Source organism: Microbacterium sp. NPDC060132, assembly GCF_042729675.1.
GTDB classification, from domain to species: domain Bacteria; phylum Actinomycetota; class Actinomycetes; order Actinomycetales; family Microbacteriaceae; genus Microbacterium; species Microbacterium sufflavum.
The window spans coordinates 198,694-212,935 of record NZ_JBHWXU010000001.1 but is presented as its reverse complement, the minus strand read 5'-3'; the positions used below and the strand labels follow the sequence as shown (position 1 = coordinate 212,935).

15 protein-coding genes are annotated in these 14,242 nt (G+C 71.5%); 9 read left to right on the top strand and 6 right to left on the bottom strand.

The window, feature by feature from the left end; translation table 11 throughout:
- Nucleotide 1: 1 nt before the first annotated feature.
- Genes ACFWCH_RS01060 through ACFWCH_RS01030 form a run of 7 tightly spaced genes read left to right on the top strand, consistent with a single transcriptional unit; the run spans nt 2 to nt 4,975 of the window.
- Nucleotides 2–844, top strand: coding sequence for a carbohydrate ABC transporter permease (locus ACFWCH_RS01060; protein ID WP_378802719.1), 843 nt, complete (start codon nt 2–4; stop codon nt 842–844).
- Complete coding sequence (locus ACFWCH_RS01055) at nt 841–1,773, top strand: PfkB family carbohydrate kinase (protein WP_247637658.1); 933 nt, start codon at nt 841–843, stop codon at nt 1,771–1,773. The genes ACFWCH_RS01060 and ACFWCH_RS01055 overlap by 4 nt, the downstream gene beginning before the upstream one ends.
- Nucleotides 1,770–2,507, top strand: coding sequence for a GntR family transcriptional regulator (locus tag ACFWCH_RS01050; RefSeq protein WP_136028931.1), 738 nt, complete (start codon nt 1,770–1,772; stop codon nt 2,505–2,507). Before ACFWCH_RS01055 ends, ACFWCH_RS01050 begins: the two co-directional genes overlap by 4 nt.
- A 46-nt stretch (nt 2,508–2,553) precedes the next feature.
- The gene (locus ACFWCH_RS01045) at nt 2,554–3,012 is read left to right on the top strand and encodes a MaoC family dehydratase N-terminal domain-containing protein (RefSeq protein ID WP_136028932.1); all 459 of its coding nucleotides are present in this window, start codon (nt 2,554–2,556) and stop codon (nt 3,010–3,012) included.
- Nucleotides 3,012–3,413 (top strand): MaoC/PaaZ C-terminal domain-containing protein, encoded by a 402-nt coding sequence (locus tag ACFWCH_RS01040; RefSeq protein ID WP_136045895.1) that lies wholly within the window; start codon nt 3,012–3,014, stop codon nt 3,411–3,413. Before ACFWCH_RS01045 ends, ACFWCH_RS01040 begins: the two co-directional genes overlap by 1 nt.
- Nucleotides 3,410–4,540 (top strand): UDP-N-acetylmuramate dehydrogenase, encoded by a 1,131-nt coding sequence (locus tag ACFWCH_RS01035; protein WP_378802718.1) that lies wholly within the window; start codon nt 3,410–3,412, stop codon nt 4,538–4,540. Before ACFWCH_RS01040 ends, ACFWCH_RS01035 begins: the two co-directional genes overlap by 4 nt.
- Nucleotides 4,541–4,570: 30 nt before the next feature.
- Nucleotides 4,571–4,975, top strand: a complete 405-nt coding sequence (locus ACFWCH_RS01030) for a VOC family protein (RefSeq protein WP_136028939.1) — start codon at nt 4,571–4,573, stop codon at nt 4,973–4,975.
- Between the two features lie 73 nt (nt 4,976–5,048).
- On the opposite strand, the gene ACFWCH_RS01025 is transcribed toward ACFWCH_RS01030, so the two are convergent.
- Together ACFWCH_RS01025 and ald are read right to left on the bottom strand one after the other, a co-directional pair.
- Entirely contained in the window at nt 5,049–6,248 is a 1,200-nt protein-coding gene (locus tag ACFWCH_RS01025; RefSeq protein ID WP_136035984.1) for a pyridoxal phosphate-dependent aminotransferase, read from the bottom strand.
- Between the two features lie 81 nt (nt 6,249–6,329).
- Nucleotides 6,330–7,421, bottom strand: coding sequence for an alanine dehydrogenase (ald, locus tag ACFWCH_RS01020; RefSeq protein ID WP_378802717.1), 1,092 nt, complete (start codon nt 7,419–7,421; stop codon nt 6,330–6,332).
- A gap of 107 nt (nt 7,422–7,528) precedes the next feature.
- Between ald and ACFWCH_RS01015 the strand changes: the two genes are divergently transcribed.
- Complete coding sequence (locus ACFWCH_RS01015) at nt 7,529–8,047, top strand: Lrp/AsnC family transcriptional regulator (RefSeq protein WP_136028946.1); 519 nt, start codon at nt 7,529–7,531, stop codon at nt 8,045–8,047.
- 7 nt (nt 8,048–8,054) lie between these two features.
- Here the strand turns inward: ACFWCH_RS01015 and ACFWCH_RS01010 are convergent, their stop codons facing one another.
- Nucleotides 8,055–9,548: a PLP-dependent aminotransferase family protein gene (locus ACFWCH_RS01010; protein WP_378802716.1), complete on the bottom strand. Its 1,494-nt coding sequence runs from the start codon at nt 9,546–9,548 to the stop codon at nt 8,055–8,057.
- Between the two features lie 68 nt (nt 9,549–9,616).
- On the opposite strand from ACFWCH_RS01010, the gene ACFWCH_RS01005 reads away from it, so the two are divergent.
- Nucleotides 9,617–10,612: an aldo/keto reductase gene (locus tag ACFWCH_RS01005; protein WP_378802715.1), complete on the top strand. Its 996-nt coding sequence runs from the start codon at nt 9,617–9,619 to the stop codon at nt 10,610–10,612.
- 67 nt (nt 10,613–10,679) lie between these two features.
- Here ACFWCH_RS01005 and ACFWCH_RS01000 read toward each other — a convergent pair whose 3' ends face one another.
- From ACFWCH_RS01000 to aceA, 3 genes are all read right to left on the bottom strand, one after another.
- The gene (locus ACFWCH_RS01000; protein ID WP_136029614.1) at nt 10,680–11,114 is read right to left on the bottom strand and encodes a hypothetical protein; all 435 of its coding nucleotides are present in this window, start codon (nt 11,112–11,114) and stop codon (nt 10,680–10,682) included.
- A gap of 92 nt (nt 11,115–11,206) precedes the next feature.
- Nucleotides 11,207–12,862, bottom strand: a complete 1,656-nt coding sequence (aceB, locus tag ACFWCH_RS00995) for a malate synthase A (RefSeq protein WP_378802714.1) — start codon at nt 12,860–12,862, stop codon at nt 11,207–11,209.
- A 27-nt stretch (nt 12,863–12,889) separates the two neighbouring features.
- Entirely contained in the window at nt 12,890–14,215 is a 1,326-nt protein-coding gene (gene aceA, locus ACFWCH_RS00990) for an isocitrate lyase (RefSeq protein ID WP_136029610.1), read from the bottom strand.
- Nucleotides 14,216–14,242: the final 27 nt, after the last annotated feature.

The window sequence follows — 14,242 nt, the reverse complement described above, 5'->3', positions numbered from 1 at the left end:
GATGAGCGGCACCCGGCTCCGTCCGGCGGAACGTCTCCGCCAGGTTCCCGTCCACCTCGTCCTCGTGATCTACGCCGTCGTGATCGCCTACCCGCTGCTGTGGATGGTCATCTCGTCGTTCAAGTCGTCGTCCGAGATCTTCACCGACCCCTGGGGACTGCCGTCGGTCTGGCTCGTGCAGAACTACGCGGCCGCCTGGGACCGCGGCATCTCCGACTACTTCGTGAACTCGGTCGTCGTCACGATCGTCTCGACGGTGGCCACGGTGGCGATCGCGGCACTGTGCGCGTACGGCATGGTGCGACTGTCGAGCCGCATCGCGAACATCGTCCTGATCATCACCATGGGCGGCCTGGTCGTCGCACCGCAGGTGAGCCTGATCCCGCTGTACCGGCTGCTGGACGCGATGGGCCTGCTGAACACCTCCTGGGCGATGATCCTGCCCTACGTGGCGTTCCGGCTGCCGATGGCGATCCTCCTCATCCGGTCGGTGTTCCTCGGGATCCCGCGCGAGCTGGAGGACGCCGCGACCATCGACGGCTGCCGCTCGTTCGGCGTCTTCCGCCACGTCTACCTCCCGCTGAGCGCCTCGGTGCTCACCACGGCCGCCGTGCTGACCGGCTACTTCGCCTGGAACGAGTTCCTCTTCGCGATCGTCTACATCGACGCCGATGCGCTGCGCACCATTCCCGCCGGGCTGATGTCGTTCCGGGACTCGCTGTCGACCGAATGGGGGGTGCTGCTGGCAGGATTGACGATCGCCGCCCTCCCGATCGTGGTGGTGTTCCTCGCACTGCAGCGCTACTTCGTGGCGGGCGTCGCGGCGGGGAGCGTGAAGGGATGACCATGGACGTGGATGACCTCCGCGCCGCGCTCGCCGCGGTGCCCCCGCCCTCGCTCGTCGGCGTGGGTGACAACGTTCTCGACTGCTACCTGCACGAGGACCTCGCCTATCCCGGGGGCAACGCCCTGAACGTCGCCGCCTACAGCCGGCTGTTCTTCGGGGGGAGTGCCGCGTTCATGGGCATCATGGGCGACGACCGGTTCGCCGACCACGTGCGCGGCGTGCTCGACGAGATCGGCGTCGACGCCGCCCGGGTCCGTCGTGTGCACGGCGCCAACGGGATGGCGTTCGTCGCCCTCGACGACGACGGCGACCGGCGCTTCGTGGCCTCCAACCGCGGCGGGGTGCAATCCGAGCTGCGGCTGCGGCTGAGCGAGGTCGACCACGAGTATCTCGCCCGCTTCGCCCGCGTGCACACGTCGGTGTACTCGTCGCTGGAGCCCGAGCTGCCCGCCATCGCCGAGCGCGGGACGCGGGTGTCGTTCGACTACTCCGACGACGCGTCACCCGAGGTGATCCGCAGCACGGCACCGCACGTCGACGTCGGCTTCTTCTCCGGGGGCGGACTCTCCGATGCCGAGGTCGAGGAACTGGGCCGCTACGCCGTGCGCTGCGGCATCGGGTCGGCCGTGGTCACCCTGGGCGCCCGCGGATCCCTCGCCTTCGACGCGCAGTCCGTGCATCGCACCGGCATCCGCCCGGTCACCGCGGTCGACGCCCTCGGCGCGGGCGACGCGTTCCTCACCGGGTTCCTCGCGGCGCGGGCGGCCGGCGCCGACCTCGGCGACTGCCTCGACGTCGCCGCGACGAGCGGGGCGCTCGCCTGCACCCTGCGCGGTGCCTTCGGATACCCTGTGCATGCCGGGGACGACGCGCGAGCGCAGATGCTGCGCCACTATCCGGCGCCGGAGAGGAGGGCTTCGACGTGACTCAGCTGTCGCCGGGGGTGGGATCGACGCCGCTGCACGAGCAGGTCCGCGGGCTGCTCCTGCGCGAGATCGACGCGGGCACCTACGGCGAAGGGGAGCGGTTGCCGTCCGAGCCGGAGCTGTGCGAACGCTTCGGCGTCAGTCGCATCACGGTGCGTCGCGCGGTCGCCGATCTGGAGAGCCTCGGCATCGTGCGACGGCAGCAGGGCCGCGGCACGTTCGTGGCGCCGCGCCGCGAAGTGATCGGAGCCATGACGCTGGGCGGATTCGCCGACACGGTCGTCGCCGACGGCGTCAAGTCCCGTCGCATCATGCGCGCCGAGACCGTCCCCGCCGACGAGAAGCGCGCGCGCCGTCTCGGCGTGCAGGTGGGTGACCCGGTGTTCCGTCTCGTGCGCGTCTTCGCCCTCGACGACATCCCGCTGTCCATCGACGACAGCCGGTACTCCCTCACCCGCTTCCCCGAATTCGACCGGCACATCCGCGACGACACCTCCACCTACCAGGTGCTCCGCGACGTATACGGCGTGGAGTTCTCGGAGATGTACCGCGAGATCGACGTGGGGTTCACGAACGCGCAGACAGCGGAGTGGCTCGCGCGCCCCGAGCACGATCCGCTCATCGTCATCCGCAAGCGTGCTCTCGACCGCTCCGGCGAGATCGTGCACACCTCCCGGGTGAAGGTCGTCCCCAGCCGGATGACGTTGAACATGGTGGCGCGATCGAAGGACTGACGGTCGCGAGGGCGTCCGGTGTCCACCCCCTCGGTAGGATCGAGGGGTGGCAGTCAACCAAGATCTGATCGGCCGGGAGTTCCCGCCGACCGCCCCCTATCTGGTCGGCAGGGAGAAGGTGCGCGAGTTCGCGCGCGCCGTCTTCGCCGACGCCCCGCAGCACACCGACGTCGAGGCGGCCCGCGCAGCCGGCTACGCCGACGTGGTCGCCCCGCCGACCTTCGCGATGGTGATCCAGGACCTCACGCTCCAGCAGCTGCTGGGCGACGAGAACGCCGGGATCGAGCTGTCGCGCACGGTCCACGCGGAGCAGCGGTTCCGCTACTCGCGGCCGATCGTGGCGGGCGACGAGCTCACCGCACAGCTGCGGGTCACCGGCATCCGCATGATGGGCGGCAACGCCATGATCACGAGCGAGACCGAGATCGTCGACGACGAGGGTGCGCACGTGGTCACCGCCACCACCGTGCTGCTCGTCGGCGCGGAAGAGGGAGAGGACGCCTGATGGGCTTCACCGTCGGAGACGTGGTCGCCGAGCGCACCGTGCACCTCACCCGCGAGTCCCTGGTGCGCTACGCCGGTGCCTCTGGAGACTTCAACCCCATCCACTACCGCGACGACGTGGCCGCATCGGTCGGGCTCCCCGGCGTGCTCGCGCACGGTATGCTCACGATGGGCATCGCCTCGTCGGTGGTCGTGGCCGCGCTCGACCCCGCCACCCGCATCGTCGACTACGGCGTGCGCTTCACCAAGCCCGTCGTGGTCGACCCGGTGGACGGTGCCGACATCCATGTGGCGGCGACGGTCGGCGCGGTCGACGACGACACCGCGCGGATCGACCTGAAGGTCACGTTCGACGACACGAGCGTGCTCGTCAAGGCGCAGCTGCGCGTCGCCGTCCGATGAGAGAGGTCGAACCCCTGCGGCTGGCCGAGCTCACGACGCTGCGCACCGGCGGCGCCCCCGAGCGCATGTTCGACGCCACCACGACCGAGGGTCTCGTCGAGGCGCTCCGCGAGACCTGGGAGCGGGGCGACCCGTGGCTGGTGCTGGGCGGCGGCTCCAACCTCTTCGTGGGGGACGAGCCGTTCGACGGCACCGTCATCCGCGTCCGCACGACCGGGATCGAGGAGCTCCCCTCGCCGCATGCGGGTCGTATCCGGCTGCGCGTGCAGGCGGGCCACGGCTGGGATGACCTCGTCGCCTACGCGGTCGAGCACGGGTACGCCGGCCTGGAGGCCATGAGCGGCATCCCGGGGACCGTCGGTGCGTCTCCCGTGCAGAACATCGGCGCCTACGGCCAGGAGATCCAGGAGACGCTGGTCGAGGTCGAGCTGATCGACGAGTCCACGGGTGAGATCTCGACCGTGCCCGCGGCGGACCTCGGGCTGGGCTTCCGCACCTCGGTGCTCAAGCATCACCACGGCAGCGAGCCGAAGCGCCGCGCCGTGATCCTGTCGGTGACGGTCGACCTGCTGGTCGCGGGGGAGCGGGTGGTGCGCGGTGAGCAGCTCCGTCGCGCGCTCGGGCTGACCGACGACGCGCCGGTGCCGCTGACCTGGGTGCGGGAGCGCATCCTGGCGACCCGCGGGTCGAAGGGCATGCTGCTCGACGAGCACGACCCCGATACGCACGGCGTCGGCTCCTTCTTCCAGAACGCGATCGTGACGGCTGCGCAGGCGCGCACGCTGCCCCCGGAGTGCCCGCGCTGGCCGGTGGCCCCCGACCTCGACGCCGTGACGGTCATCCCGCTCGCGTCGTACGACGGGTACGTGCCGCCGACCAGGGCCGAGGCGCCCGACGTGAAGGTGAGCGCGGCCTGGCTGATCGAACACGCGGGTATCCGTAAGGGCTTCAAGCTCCCGCGGTCGCGCGCCTCGGTCTCCACCAAGCACGCCCTCGCCCTCACCAACCGCGGTGGGGCGACGGCGGCGGAGGTCGCGGAGCTGGCGCGGTTCATCCAGAGCCGCGTGCACGCCGAGTTCGGGCTGGTGCTGCAGCCGGAGCCCGTGCTGCTCGGCGTCGACCTCTAGGGCGTCCGACCCGCGTCGTACACTCGCCGCATGAGTGGACTGATCCCGTACCTGCTGTTCCCCGGCACCGCCGCCGAAGCCCTCGGCCACTACCGCGACGTGTTCGGGGGTGAGTTGCAGCTGATGGACTACGCGCAGGCCGGTCGCCACGACGGTCCTGGCGACGCCGTCGCGCACGGGCAGCTCAGCGGCGGCCCGGTCGAGCTCGCCGGAGCGGATGCGGGCGCCGACGACGACGCGGTGCAGATGAGCGGCATGTTCCTGTCGCTCCTCGGAACGGCGGATGCGGCGACACTGACGCGCTGGTTCGGTGAGCTCGCCGCCGGCGGGCGCGTGATCGATGCGCTGCAGCGGCGGCCGTGGGGCGACCACGACGGAACGCTCGTCGACCGCTACGGCATCCGTTGGCTCATCGGCTTCCACCCCGAGGACTGACCCGCGCGCAGCACCGGGACAGACGACGAGACCCGCCCGGCCGGGAGCGGCGAGGCGGGTCTCGGGGTGTCGGTCAGGAGAACAGTCGCTGCAGGCGCTGCACGCCCTCGAGGAGCTGCTCGTCGCCGAGCGCGTACGACATGCGGATGTAGCCGGACGGGCCGAACGCCTCGCCGGGCACCACGGCGACCTCGGCCTGGTCGAGGATGAGGTCGGCGAGCTCCAGCGACGTGGTCGGGGTCACCCCGCCCCACGTGCGACCGAGCAGGCCCTGCACATCGGGGTACACGTAGAACGCGCCGAGCGGGTTGGGCACCACGAGGCCGTCGATCTTCGACAGCTCCGACACGATGAGGCGACGACGCCGGTCGAACGCCTCGCGGAACTGCTCGGCCTCGGTCTGCGGGCCGTTGAGCGCCGCGATCGCCGCCTTCTGCGCCACGTTGTTCACGTTGCTGGTGAGGTGCGACTGCAGGTTGCCGGCGATCTTGATCGCGTCGGCCGGGCCCACCATCCAGCCGACCCGCCACCCGGTCATGGCGTACGTCTTGGCGACGCCGTTGACGAGGATCGTCTGGTTCGCGGCCGCGGGCACGGCCTCCACGATCGACGTGGCCTTCACGCCCTCGTAGGTGAGGTTCTGGTAGATCTCGTCGCTGATGATCCAGATGCCGTGCTCGACGGCCCACTCGCCGATGGCCTTCGTCTCCTCGGCCGTGTACACCGAGCCGGTGGGGTTCGACGGCGACACGAACACGAGCACGGTGGTGCGCTCGGTGCGCGCCGCCTCCAGCTGCTCGACCGTGACCTTGTACTCCTGGTCGGCGCCCGCGAACACCTCGACCGGCGTGCCGTCGGCGAGTCGGATGGCCTCGGGGTACGTGGTCCAGTACGGGGCGGGCAGCAGCACCTCGTCGCCCGGGTTCACGACCGCCTGGAAGGCCTGGTACACCGACTGCTTGCCGCCGTTGGTGACGATGACCTGGCTGGGCGACACCTCTAGTCCCGAGTCGCGGAGCGTCTTGGCGGCGATGGCCTCGCGCAGCGCGGGCAGTCCGGGAGCCGGGGTGTAGCGGTAGCTGGCCGGGTCGGCGAGGGCCTCGGCGGCGGCGTCGACGATGAACTGCGGCGTCGCGAAGTCGGGCTCGCCCGCCGCATACGAGATGACGGGCTTGCCCTCGGCCTTGAGGGCCTTCGCCTTGGCATCGACCTTGAGCGTCGCGGACTCGGCGATGGCGGACAGTTTGCGGGAGAGAGGAGCGCGTTCGGTCACGGTTACGAGCGTACTCGCGTCGCCACGGCGGTCGACATGTGGGGACCGGCCAAGATCCGCGGTTCTTTCGGGTCGGGAAGGTCAGTCCACGAGGCCGTGGGCGCGGGCGACGGCCTCGAGCGTGATGCGTCCGCCCTGGACGTTGAGCCCCTTCGCCAGCGCCGCGTCCTCGGCGGCCGCGCGCTCCCAGCCCTTGCCCGCGATCGCGGACACGTAGGGCAGCGTGGCGTTGGTGAGGGAGCGGGTCGCCGTCGTGGGAACCGCTCCCGGCATGTTCGCGACGCAGTAGTAGATGGAGTCGTGCACCGCGAAGGTGGGGTCGTCGTGCGTGGTGGGCCGCGAGCCCTCGAAGCAGCCGCCCTGGTCGATCGCGATGTCGACCAGCACCGAGCCCTTCTTCATCCCCGCGACCATGTCGTCGGTCACGAGCTTCGGCGCGGCGGCCCCGGGGATCAGCACCGAGCCGATCACGAGGTCGGCCGTGGCGAGCTCCTCGGCGATGTCGTAGCGGCTCGACGCGCGGGTCTCGAGCGCGCCGCCGTACCGGTGCTCGAGCTCGCGCAGGCGCGGCAGGGAGATGTCGACCACCGTGACCTTCGAGCCGAGGCCGAGCGCGTTCGCTGCCGCGTGCTCTCCGGCCACGCCGCCGCCGATGACGACCGTCTTGGCGCGCGGTGTCCCGGCGATCCCGCCCAGCAGCATGCCGCGGCCGCCCTGCGACCGCAGCAGCGAGTACGAGCCCATGGTGACCGAGAGGCGTCCGGCGATCTCGCTCATGGGGACGAGGAGGGGAAGCGATCGGTCGGGCAGCTGCACCGTCTCGTACGCGACGGCCGTGGTCCCCGCGGCCACGAGGGCGTCGGTGAGCGGGCGGTCGGCGGCCAGGTGCAGGTAGGTGAACAGGGTGAGATCGTCGCGCAGGAAGCCGTACTCCGCGGCGACGGGTTCCTTGACCTTGATGAGCAGGTCGGCCTCGCCCCAGGCCTCTTCGGCGGAGTCGACGATCTCGGCGCCCGCCGCGCGGTAGTCGTCGTCGGCGATGCTGGAGCCGATGCCGGCTCCCGACTGCACGAGCACGCGGTGGCCCTCGTGCACCAGGCGATCCGCGCCCGCGGGAGTGAGGGCGACGCGGTTCTCGTTGTTCTTGATCTCGGTCGGGACGCCGATCTTCATCGATCCTCCTGGTCTCGGGGTGCGTAGGCGCAGACCAGAATCGCAGAAACGTCGAGGAAGGGACAGATTTGATGAAGGCAATTCGGCCATCGCGAGAATCCTGAATAATGCTTCGTATGGCCACCACGTCTTCCGCCCCCGAGCCGAACAGCGTTCGGGCACCGGCGCTCGACCAGACCGATGCCCGCATCGTGCAGCTGCTCACCGTCGACGGCCGCATGACCAACGCCGAGCTCGCGGCGCGCCTCGGCGTCGCGCCCTCCACCGCGCACGCCCGGTTGCGCGCCCTCGTCGACCGCGGCGTGATCACCGGCTTCCACGCCAGCGTCGACGAGCGGCAGCTGGGCGCGGGACTCCAGGCGATCATCGGCGTGAGCCTGCGCCCGAGCGCCCGGCGCGAGAGCATCGTGGAGTTCGCCGACCGGGTGCGCGCCCTGCCGCAGGTGATCCAGGTGTTCTTCCTGGGCGGCGACGACGACTTCCTGCTGCACATCGCGGTCGCGGACTCGTCGGAGATGCGCGAGTTCGTCCTGGAGCACCTGTCGGCGCAGAGCAGCGTCGCCTCGACCCGCACGAGCATCGTGTTCGACTACCACCGCAACTCCGTGGCCGCGCCGTTCCACTGAGCGGGGGTCAGGAGCGCACGGAGCGGAGGACCAGGGCGAGCCGTGCTGCGGCCTCCTCCACCAGTGCGTCGTCGAGGTTGCCGTAGCCCAGCAGGAGTGCCTCGAACGGTGTGACGGCGACGGCGTACCGCTGCAGCGGCGTGAGCGCGATGCCGAGGCCCGCCGCCGCCGACACGACCTCTGCCGCCGTGCACCGCGGGGGGAGCCGCAGCACGAGGTGCATCCCCGCGGCGATCCCGGAGACCTCGAGGCCCGGCAGCTCCCGGTCGAGCGCGTCGAGCAGGCGCTGCCGTCGACGGCGGAACCGCGAGCGCGAGGATCGCAGATGCCGCTCGAAGTCGCCGCGCGTGAGGAAGTGCGCAAGGGCCGCCTGGTCGACGAGCGACGGGGGTCCTGCGGCGGGGGCGGGGGCGAGGTCGGACGGCAGGAGCATCCACCCGACGCCGAGGGCCGGGGAGACCGACTTCGACAGCGACCCGATCAGGGCGACCCGATCTGGAGCGAGGCGCTGCAGGGCGGGGACGGGGCGCCGGTCGTAGCGGAACTCCGCGTCGTAGTCGTCTTCGATCAGCAGCGCATCGGCGGCGCGGGCCCAGCGCACCAGGCGCTCGCGCCGCGCCGGCGACAGGGCGGCGCCGAGCGGGAACTGGTGGGCGGGCGTCACGAGCGCCGCGCGGGCACCGGTCTGCGCGGCGAGCTCGACCAGGCTGTCGGTGTCGATGCCCTCCGCGTCGACCGGGACCGGGATGGGCCGCAGTCCGTTCTGCTCCGCCTGCACGCGCAACCGCGACCAGCTCGGGTCCTCCACCAGGATCGTGCGGTGGCCGCGCCGGTGCAGCTCGCGCGTGAGGAGGTCCATCGCGTCGGTCGCCCCGTGGGTGATGATGACGTGGTCGGGGTCGGCCACCGCGTGCCGCGAGCGGGCCAGGTACGACGCGACGGCCGCCCTCGCGGACGGATGCCCCGATGTCGGTGCGGCGGCGAGCTCCCGGTCGGGCAGCGCGGTCAGGGCCGCCCGCAGCGCGGACGACCAGCGGGCACGCGGCACCGCGCGCAGGTCGGGGATGCCCGGCCGCAGGTCGTAGCGCGCCGGTGCCCGCGTCGCGGTGTGGGACTCGGTCGCGGTGTCGGCCGCGGGCGCGAGTTCGCGCGCACCCGTGGTACCCGTGCGCCCGGGGTGGCCGGGTCGCCGTGCACCCGCGGGTTGCGGGGGAGGAGGAGTTCCGAGGCTCTCCGCGACGCGCGTCGCCGAACCGGTCCGTGCCTCCAGCACTCCCTCGGCGACGAGCTGCCCGTACGCCTCGGTCACGACCCAGCGCGAGACCCCGAGCGTCTCGGCGAGGGTCCGGCTCGGCGGCAGCGCGGCGCCGGGGGTGAGGCGTCCGTCATCGATCGCGCGGCGCAGGGCCGACTCCACGCGATCGCGCAGCAGGCCGCCCTCGACGTCGGAGCCGAGATCGATCAGGGTCTCCCACGCGAGAATCGGTCTGGTGTTCTGCATCGTGATTGGAGTGTAGCGCCGGACCGATAGCTCTCTAGCGTGGAGCCGTCCCCGAGAAAGGAACCCTCATGCAGTACCGCACCCTCTCCGACGGCCGCACGTCTGTCGACGTCTCCACGCTCTGCCTCGGTGCCATGAACTTCGGCACCCGCACCGACGAAGAGACCTCGCGCGCCATCCTCGACCGCTTCGTCGAGGCCGGTGGCACGTTCATCGACACCGCGAACAACTACAGCCTCTGGGCGGGAGGTCACGGGCGCGAGAGCGAGCAGCTCCTCGGCCGCTGGCTGCACGACCGAGGCAACCGCGACGACGTCCGCATCGCGACCAAGATCGGCGCCGCCCAGAAGGATCCGGCGAAGCCGCTGTCCAACACCCCTCCGACGAACTTCGAGGGGCTGTCGGCCGAGGTCATCCGGCGGCAGGGCCCCGAGAGCGCGCGCCAGCTCGGCATCGACCGCATCGACGTGCTCTACGGTCACGTGGACGACACCGAGGTGCCGCTCGCCGAGACCGTCGGTGCGTTCGGGGAACTGCAGCGCGCGGGGCTCGTCGGCATCGCTGGCATCTCCAACGTGCCCACCTGGCGCGTGGTGGAGGCACGGGAGGAGGCCCAGCGCCAGGGCGTCGCGCCGTACGGCGTCGTGCAGCAGCAGTACAGCTATCTGTATCCGGCGCCCCGGCTCGGCCGGAACAACTTCGTGACGCCCGAGCTGCTGAGCTATGCGGCCTCGACCGGCACGGACGAGCGACCCCCGCTCGCGATCACCGTGTACTCACCGCTGCACCAGGGCGCCATCGCCCGGGTGGACAAGCCGCTGTGGGGCGGCGTCGACCACCCCTCCAGTCACGTCCGCCGCGCGCTGCTGCACGAGGTCGCCGCGGAGCTCGGAGCGACCGCGAACCAGGTCGCCCTCGCGTGGCTGCTCGGCGCCGAGGTGCCCGTCATCCCCGTGGTCGGCGTCTCCAGCGTCGCGCAGCTCGACGAGGCTCTCGGTGCCGCCGACCTCGTGCTCGACGCGGAGGTGCGCGCCCGTCTCGACGCGGAACCCGGAGAGGAGTGATCCCCGCCGCACGGCCGAGGGCCCGACACCGTGCGGTGTCGGGCCCTCGTGCGCGCGAACCGGGGGCTCAGGTCTCGAAGGATGACGGCACCGCGCAGTAGTCCGCGAAGCGGCGGGCGGGGTGCGCGGGATCCGTGAGGTCGACGAGGGCGTTCGCGGCCGTGTGCGGCGGCTCCTCCCCGGCGAGCTGCCAGAGCACGGAGTTCCACAGGCCACGCGCCGTGGGCGACACCACCGCGGCGGGACCGGAGACGAGCAGGATGGTGCCGTCCGCGCTGCCGGTGCGGAACGGTGTGATGATGAGGGCACGCAGCGCCGTCTCGTCCACCGCGGTGAGGTGCACGCGCTCCACCGTCTGGTCCGCGGCGGTGAGCGCGGTGGCGAGCGCATCGGCGGCGAGGCGCGACCGCTCGGCATCGGCTCCCGCGACCGCGAACAGCCGGCGGCCGCGCGGATACAGGTGCAGGAACTCCTCGGCGATGCCGGTCCACACGTCGCTCATGGGTCCAGGCTACGCCCGCACCGGACGACCGGGGCCGCACCGGACGCACCGGTGCCGCGGGCCTCTCGACCCGCGGCACCCGTGTTCCGCGCTCAGTCCTCGTCGATCAGGAAGCGGCTGTACGCGCCGAGGGTGAGGAACGCGGGGAACTCCTCCTGCAGGGCGACCTCGCGGAAGATCTCGGCCGCGTCGTCGAAGCGGTCCCCGTCGCGGCAGTCCACCCCGTCCAGCACCTCCGCGATCAGCCCCTCCACGTACTCGACCGTGATCGGGGTGCCGTCCTGCGTCGTGCGGTCCTGGTGGATCCACTGCCACACCTGCGACCGGCTGATCTCGGCGGTCGCCGCGTCTTCCATGAGGTTGTCGATCGCCACCGCTCCGAGCCCGCGCAGCCACGCCTCCAGGTAGCGGATCGCGACCGACGCGTTGTCGCGCACGCCCTGTGCGGTGATCGGCCGCCCGATGTGCAGGTCGAGCAGGTCCTCGGGGGTGACGTGCACCTCGGGGCGCTGCCGGTCGACCTGGTTCGGACGGTCGCCGAGCACCGCGTCGAACTCGGCCTGCGCCGTGGGGATGAGGTCGGGGTGGGCGACCCAGGTGCCGTCGAAGCCGTCACCGGCCTCGCGCTTCTTGTCGGCCGACACCTTCTCCACCGCGCGCGCCGTGACCTCGGGATCGCGGCGGTTGGGGATGAAGGCGCTCATGCCGCCGATCGCGAAGGCCCCGCGCTTGTGACACGTCTGCACCAGCAGCTCGGTGTACGCCCGCATGAACGGGACCGTCATCGTCACCTCGCTGCGGTCCGGCAGCACGAACCGGGCTCCGCGCCCGCGGTAGTTCTTGATGATGGAGAAGATGTAGTCCCAGCGACCGGCGTTGAGGCCCGCGCAGTGGTCGCGCAGCTCGTACAGGATCTCGTCCATCTCGAACGCGGCGGGCAGCGTCTCGATCAGCACGGTCGCGCGGATGGTGCCGTGCGGGATCCCGACGTACTCCTCACTGAAGGAGAACACGTCGTCCCACAGCTTCGCCTCCTCGCTGGACTCGAGCTTGGCGAGGTAGAAGTACGGCCCGCGGCCGCCGTCGATCAGCGCCTGCGCGTTGTGCAGGAAGTAGAGGCCGAAGTCGACCAGCGAGCCGGAGGCCGAGGTGCGGCGGCCGGCGCGGTCGATGAACCCGATGTGCTTCTCGGGCAGGTGCCAGCCGCGCGGGCGCATCACGATCGTGGGCGTGCGCTCGGCGGTGACGCGGTACTCCTTGCCCTCGGGGGAGGTGAAGGACAGCTCGCCGCGGATGGCGTCGCGCAGCGACAGCTGCCCCTCGAGCACGTTCTTCCAGGTGGGGCTCGTGGCGTCCTCCTGGTCGGCGAGCCAGACGCGGGCGCCCGAGTTGAGGGCGTTGATGGTCATCTTCGGGTCGGTGGGCCCGGTGATCTCGACGCGGCGGTCCTCCAGCCCGGGCCCGGCACCCGCGACGCGCCAGTCGGCGTCGGCGCGGATGTGCGCGGTGTCGTCACGGAAGCGCGGGTCGTGGCCGTTGCCGATCTCGAAGCGGCGGCGCAGGCGGTCGGCCAGGCGGTCGTGGCGGCGAGAGGCGAAGCGGTGGTGCAGCTCGGTGAGGAAGGCGATCGCCGCGGGGGTGAGGATCTCGTCGTAGCGGTCGCGGATCGGTCCGGTGACCTCGATCGCAGGTCCCTGCCGGGTCGTCGGGATCGGGGCGGTGGTCGGGGGAGCGGTGGGAGTGGTCATGATGCGGATCCTTTGCAGAGGTGGGGATCAGTGGAACTGGGCGGCCTCGGTGGAGCCGGCGAGGGCCAGGGTCGCGCTGTCGGGGTTGAGCGCGGTGGAGATCACGTCGAAGTAGCCGGTGCCCGCCTCGCGCTGGTGCTTGGTGGCGGTGTAGCCGTCGGCCTCGGCGGCGAACTCGGCCTCCTGCAGCTCGACGTAGGCGCTCATGGCGCGCTCGGCGTAGCCGCGGGCGAGGTCGAACATGGAGTGGTTCAGGGCGTGGAAGCCCGCCAGCGTGATGAACTGGAACTTGTAGCCCAGGTCGGCGAGCTCCTGCTGGAACGTCGCGATCTCGGCGTCCGACAGGTGGCGCTTCCAGTTGAAGCTCGGGGAGCAGTTGTAGGCCAGGAGCTTGCCGGGGAACTCGGCGTGGATCGCCGCGGCGAACTCCCGGGCGAGCTCGATGTCGGGCTCCCCGGTCTCGACCCACAGCAGGTCGGCGTAGGGCGCGAAGGCGAGCCCACGGCTGATGACCGATTCGATGCCGGGACGGATGCGGTAGAACCCCTCGGTCGTGCGCTCGCCGGTGGTGAACTCCCGGTCGCGCTCGTCGACGTCGCTCGTGAGCAGGTCGGCGGCCAGGGCGTCGGTGCGGGCGATGATCACGGTCGGCACCCCGGCGACGTCGGCCGCGAGTCGCGCGGCGTTCAGCGTGCGGATGTGCTGCTGCGTGGGGACGAGCACCTTGCCGCCCAGGTGACCGCACTTCTTCTCGCTCGCGAGCTGGTCCTCCCAGTGGATCGCGGCGGCGCCGGCCTGGATGAGCGACTGCGCGAGCTCGTAGGCGTTGAGAGGCCCACCGAATCCGGCCTCCGCGTCGGCGACGATCGGGGCGAGCCAGTCCTGCGTGATCTCGCCCTCGGCGTGCTCGAGCTGGTCCTGCCGGAGCAGCGCGTTGTTGATGCGGCGGACCACGGCGGGCACCGAGTTCGCGGGGTAGAGCGACTGGTCGGGGTAGGTCTGCCCGGCGAGGTTGCCGTCGGCGGCGACCTGCCACCCGGAGAGGTAGATGGCCTTGAGCCCGGCCCGCACCTGCTGCACGGCCTGCCCGCCGGTGTAGGCGCCGAGCGCGCGGACGTAGTCCTCGGTGTGCAGGAGGTTCCACAGGTTCTCGGCGCCGCGGTGCGCGAGGGTGGCGTCCTCGCGGACCGAGCCGCGGATGCGGATGACGTCGTCGGCGGAGTAGGTGCGCTCGACGCCGTCCCAGCGGGGGTCGGTGTCCCAGATCTCCTGGAGCTCCGCCGCCGTCTGAACCTGGTCGCCGGCGCGCAGGCCGGCGGGGCGCGGGGTGGGGTTCGATGCGGTGTTCGTCATGGTGTCTCCTCGGATGGAACCGGCGTC

Bases quoted from the DNA above. Each gene is read 5' to 3' on its own strand.
- ACFWCH_RS01060 (WP_378802719.1), top strand. From the start codon at position 2: ATGAGCGGCACCCGGCTCCGTCCGGCGGAACGTCTCCGCCAGGTTCCC.
- ACFWCH_RS01055 (WP_247637658.1), top strand. From the start codon at position 841: ATGACCATGGACGTGGATGACCTCCGCGCCGCGCTCGCCGCGGTGCCC.
- ACFWCH_RS01040 (WP_136045895.1), top strand. From the start codon at position 3,012: ATGGGCTTCACCGTCGGAGACGTGGTCGCCGAGCGCACCGTGCACCTC.
- ACFWCH_RS01035 (WP_378802718.1), top strand. From the start codon at position 3,410: ATGAGAGAGGTCGAACCCCTGCGGCTGGCCGAGCTCACGACGCTGCGC.
- ACFWCH_RS01030 (WP_136028939.1), top strand. From the start codon at position 4,571: ATGAGTGGACTGATCCCGTACCTGCTGTTCCCCGGCACCGCCGCCGAA.
- ald (WP_378802717.1), bottom strand. From the start codon at position 7,421: ATGAAGATCGGCGTCCCGACCGAGATCAAGAACAACGAGAACCGCGTC.
- ACFWCH_RS01015 (WP_136028946.1), top strand. From the start codon at position 7,529: ATGCTTCGTATGGCCACCACGTCTTCCGCCCCCGAGCCGAACAGCGTT.
- ACFWCH_RS01010 (WP_378802716.1), bottom strand. From the start codon at position 9,548: ATGCAGAACACCAGACCGATTCTCGCGTGGGAGACCCTGATCGATCTC.
- ACFWCH_RS01005 (WP_378802715.1), top strand. From the start codon at position 9,617: ATGCAGTACCGCACCCTCTCCGACGGCCGCACGTCTGTCGACGTCTCC.
- ACFWCH_RS01000 (WP_136029614.1), bottom strand. From the start codon at position 11,114: ATGAGCGACGTGTGGACCGGCATCGCCGAGGAGTTCCTGCACCTGTAT.
- aceB (WP_378802714.1), bottom strand. From the start codon at position 12,862: ATGACCACTCCCACCGCTCCCCCGACCACCGCCCCGATCCCGACGACC.
- aceA (WP_136029610.1), bottom strand. From the start codon at position 14,215: ATGACGAACACCGCATCGAACCCCACCCCGCGCCCCGCCGGCCTGCGC.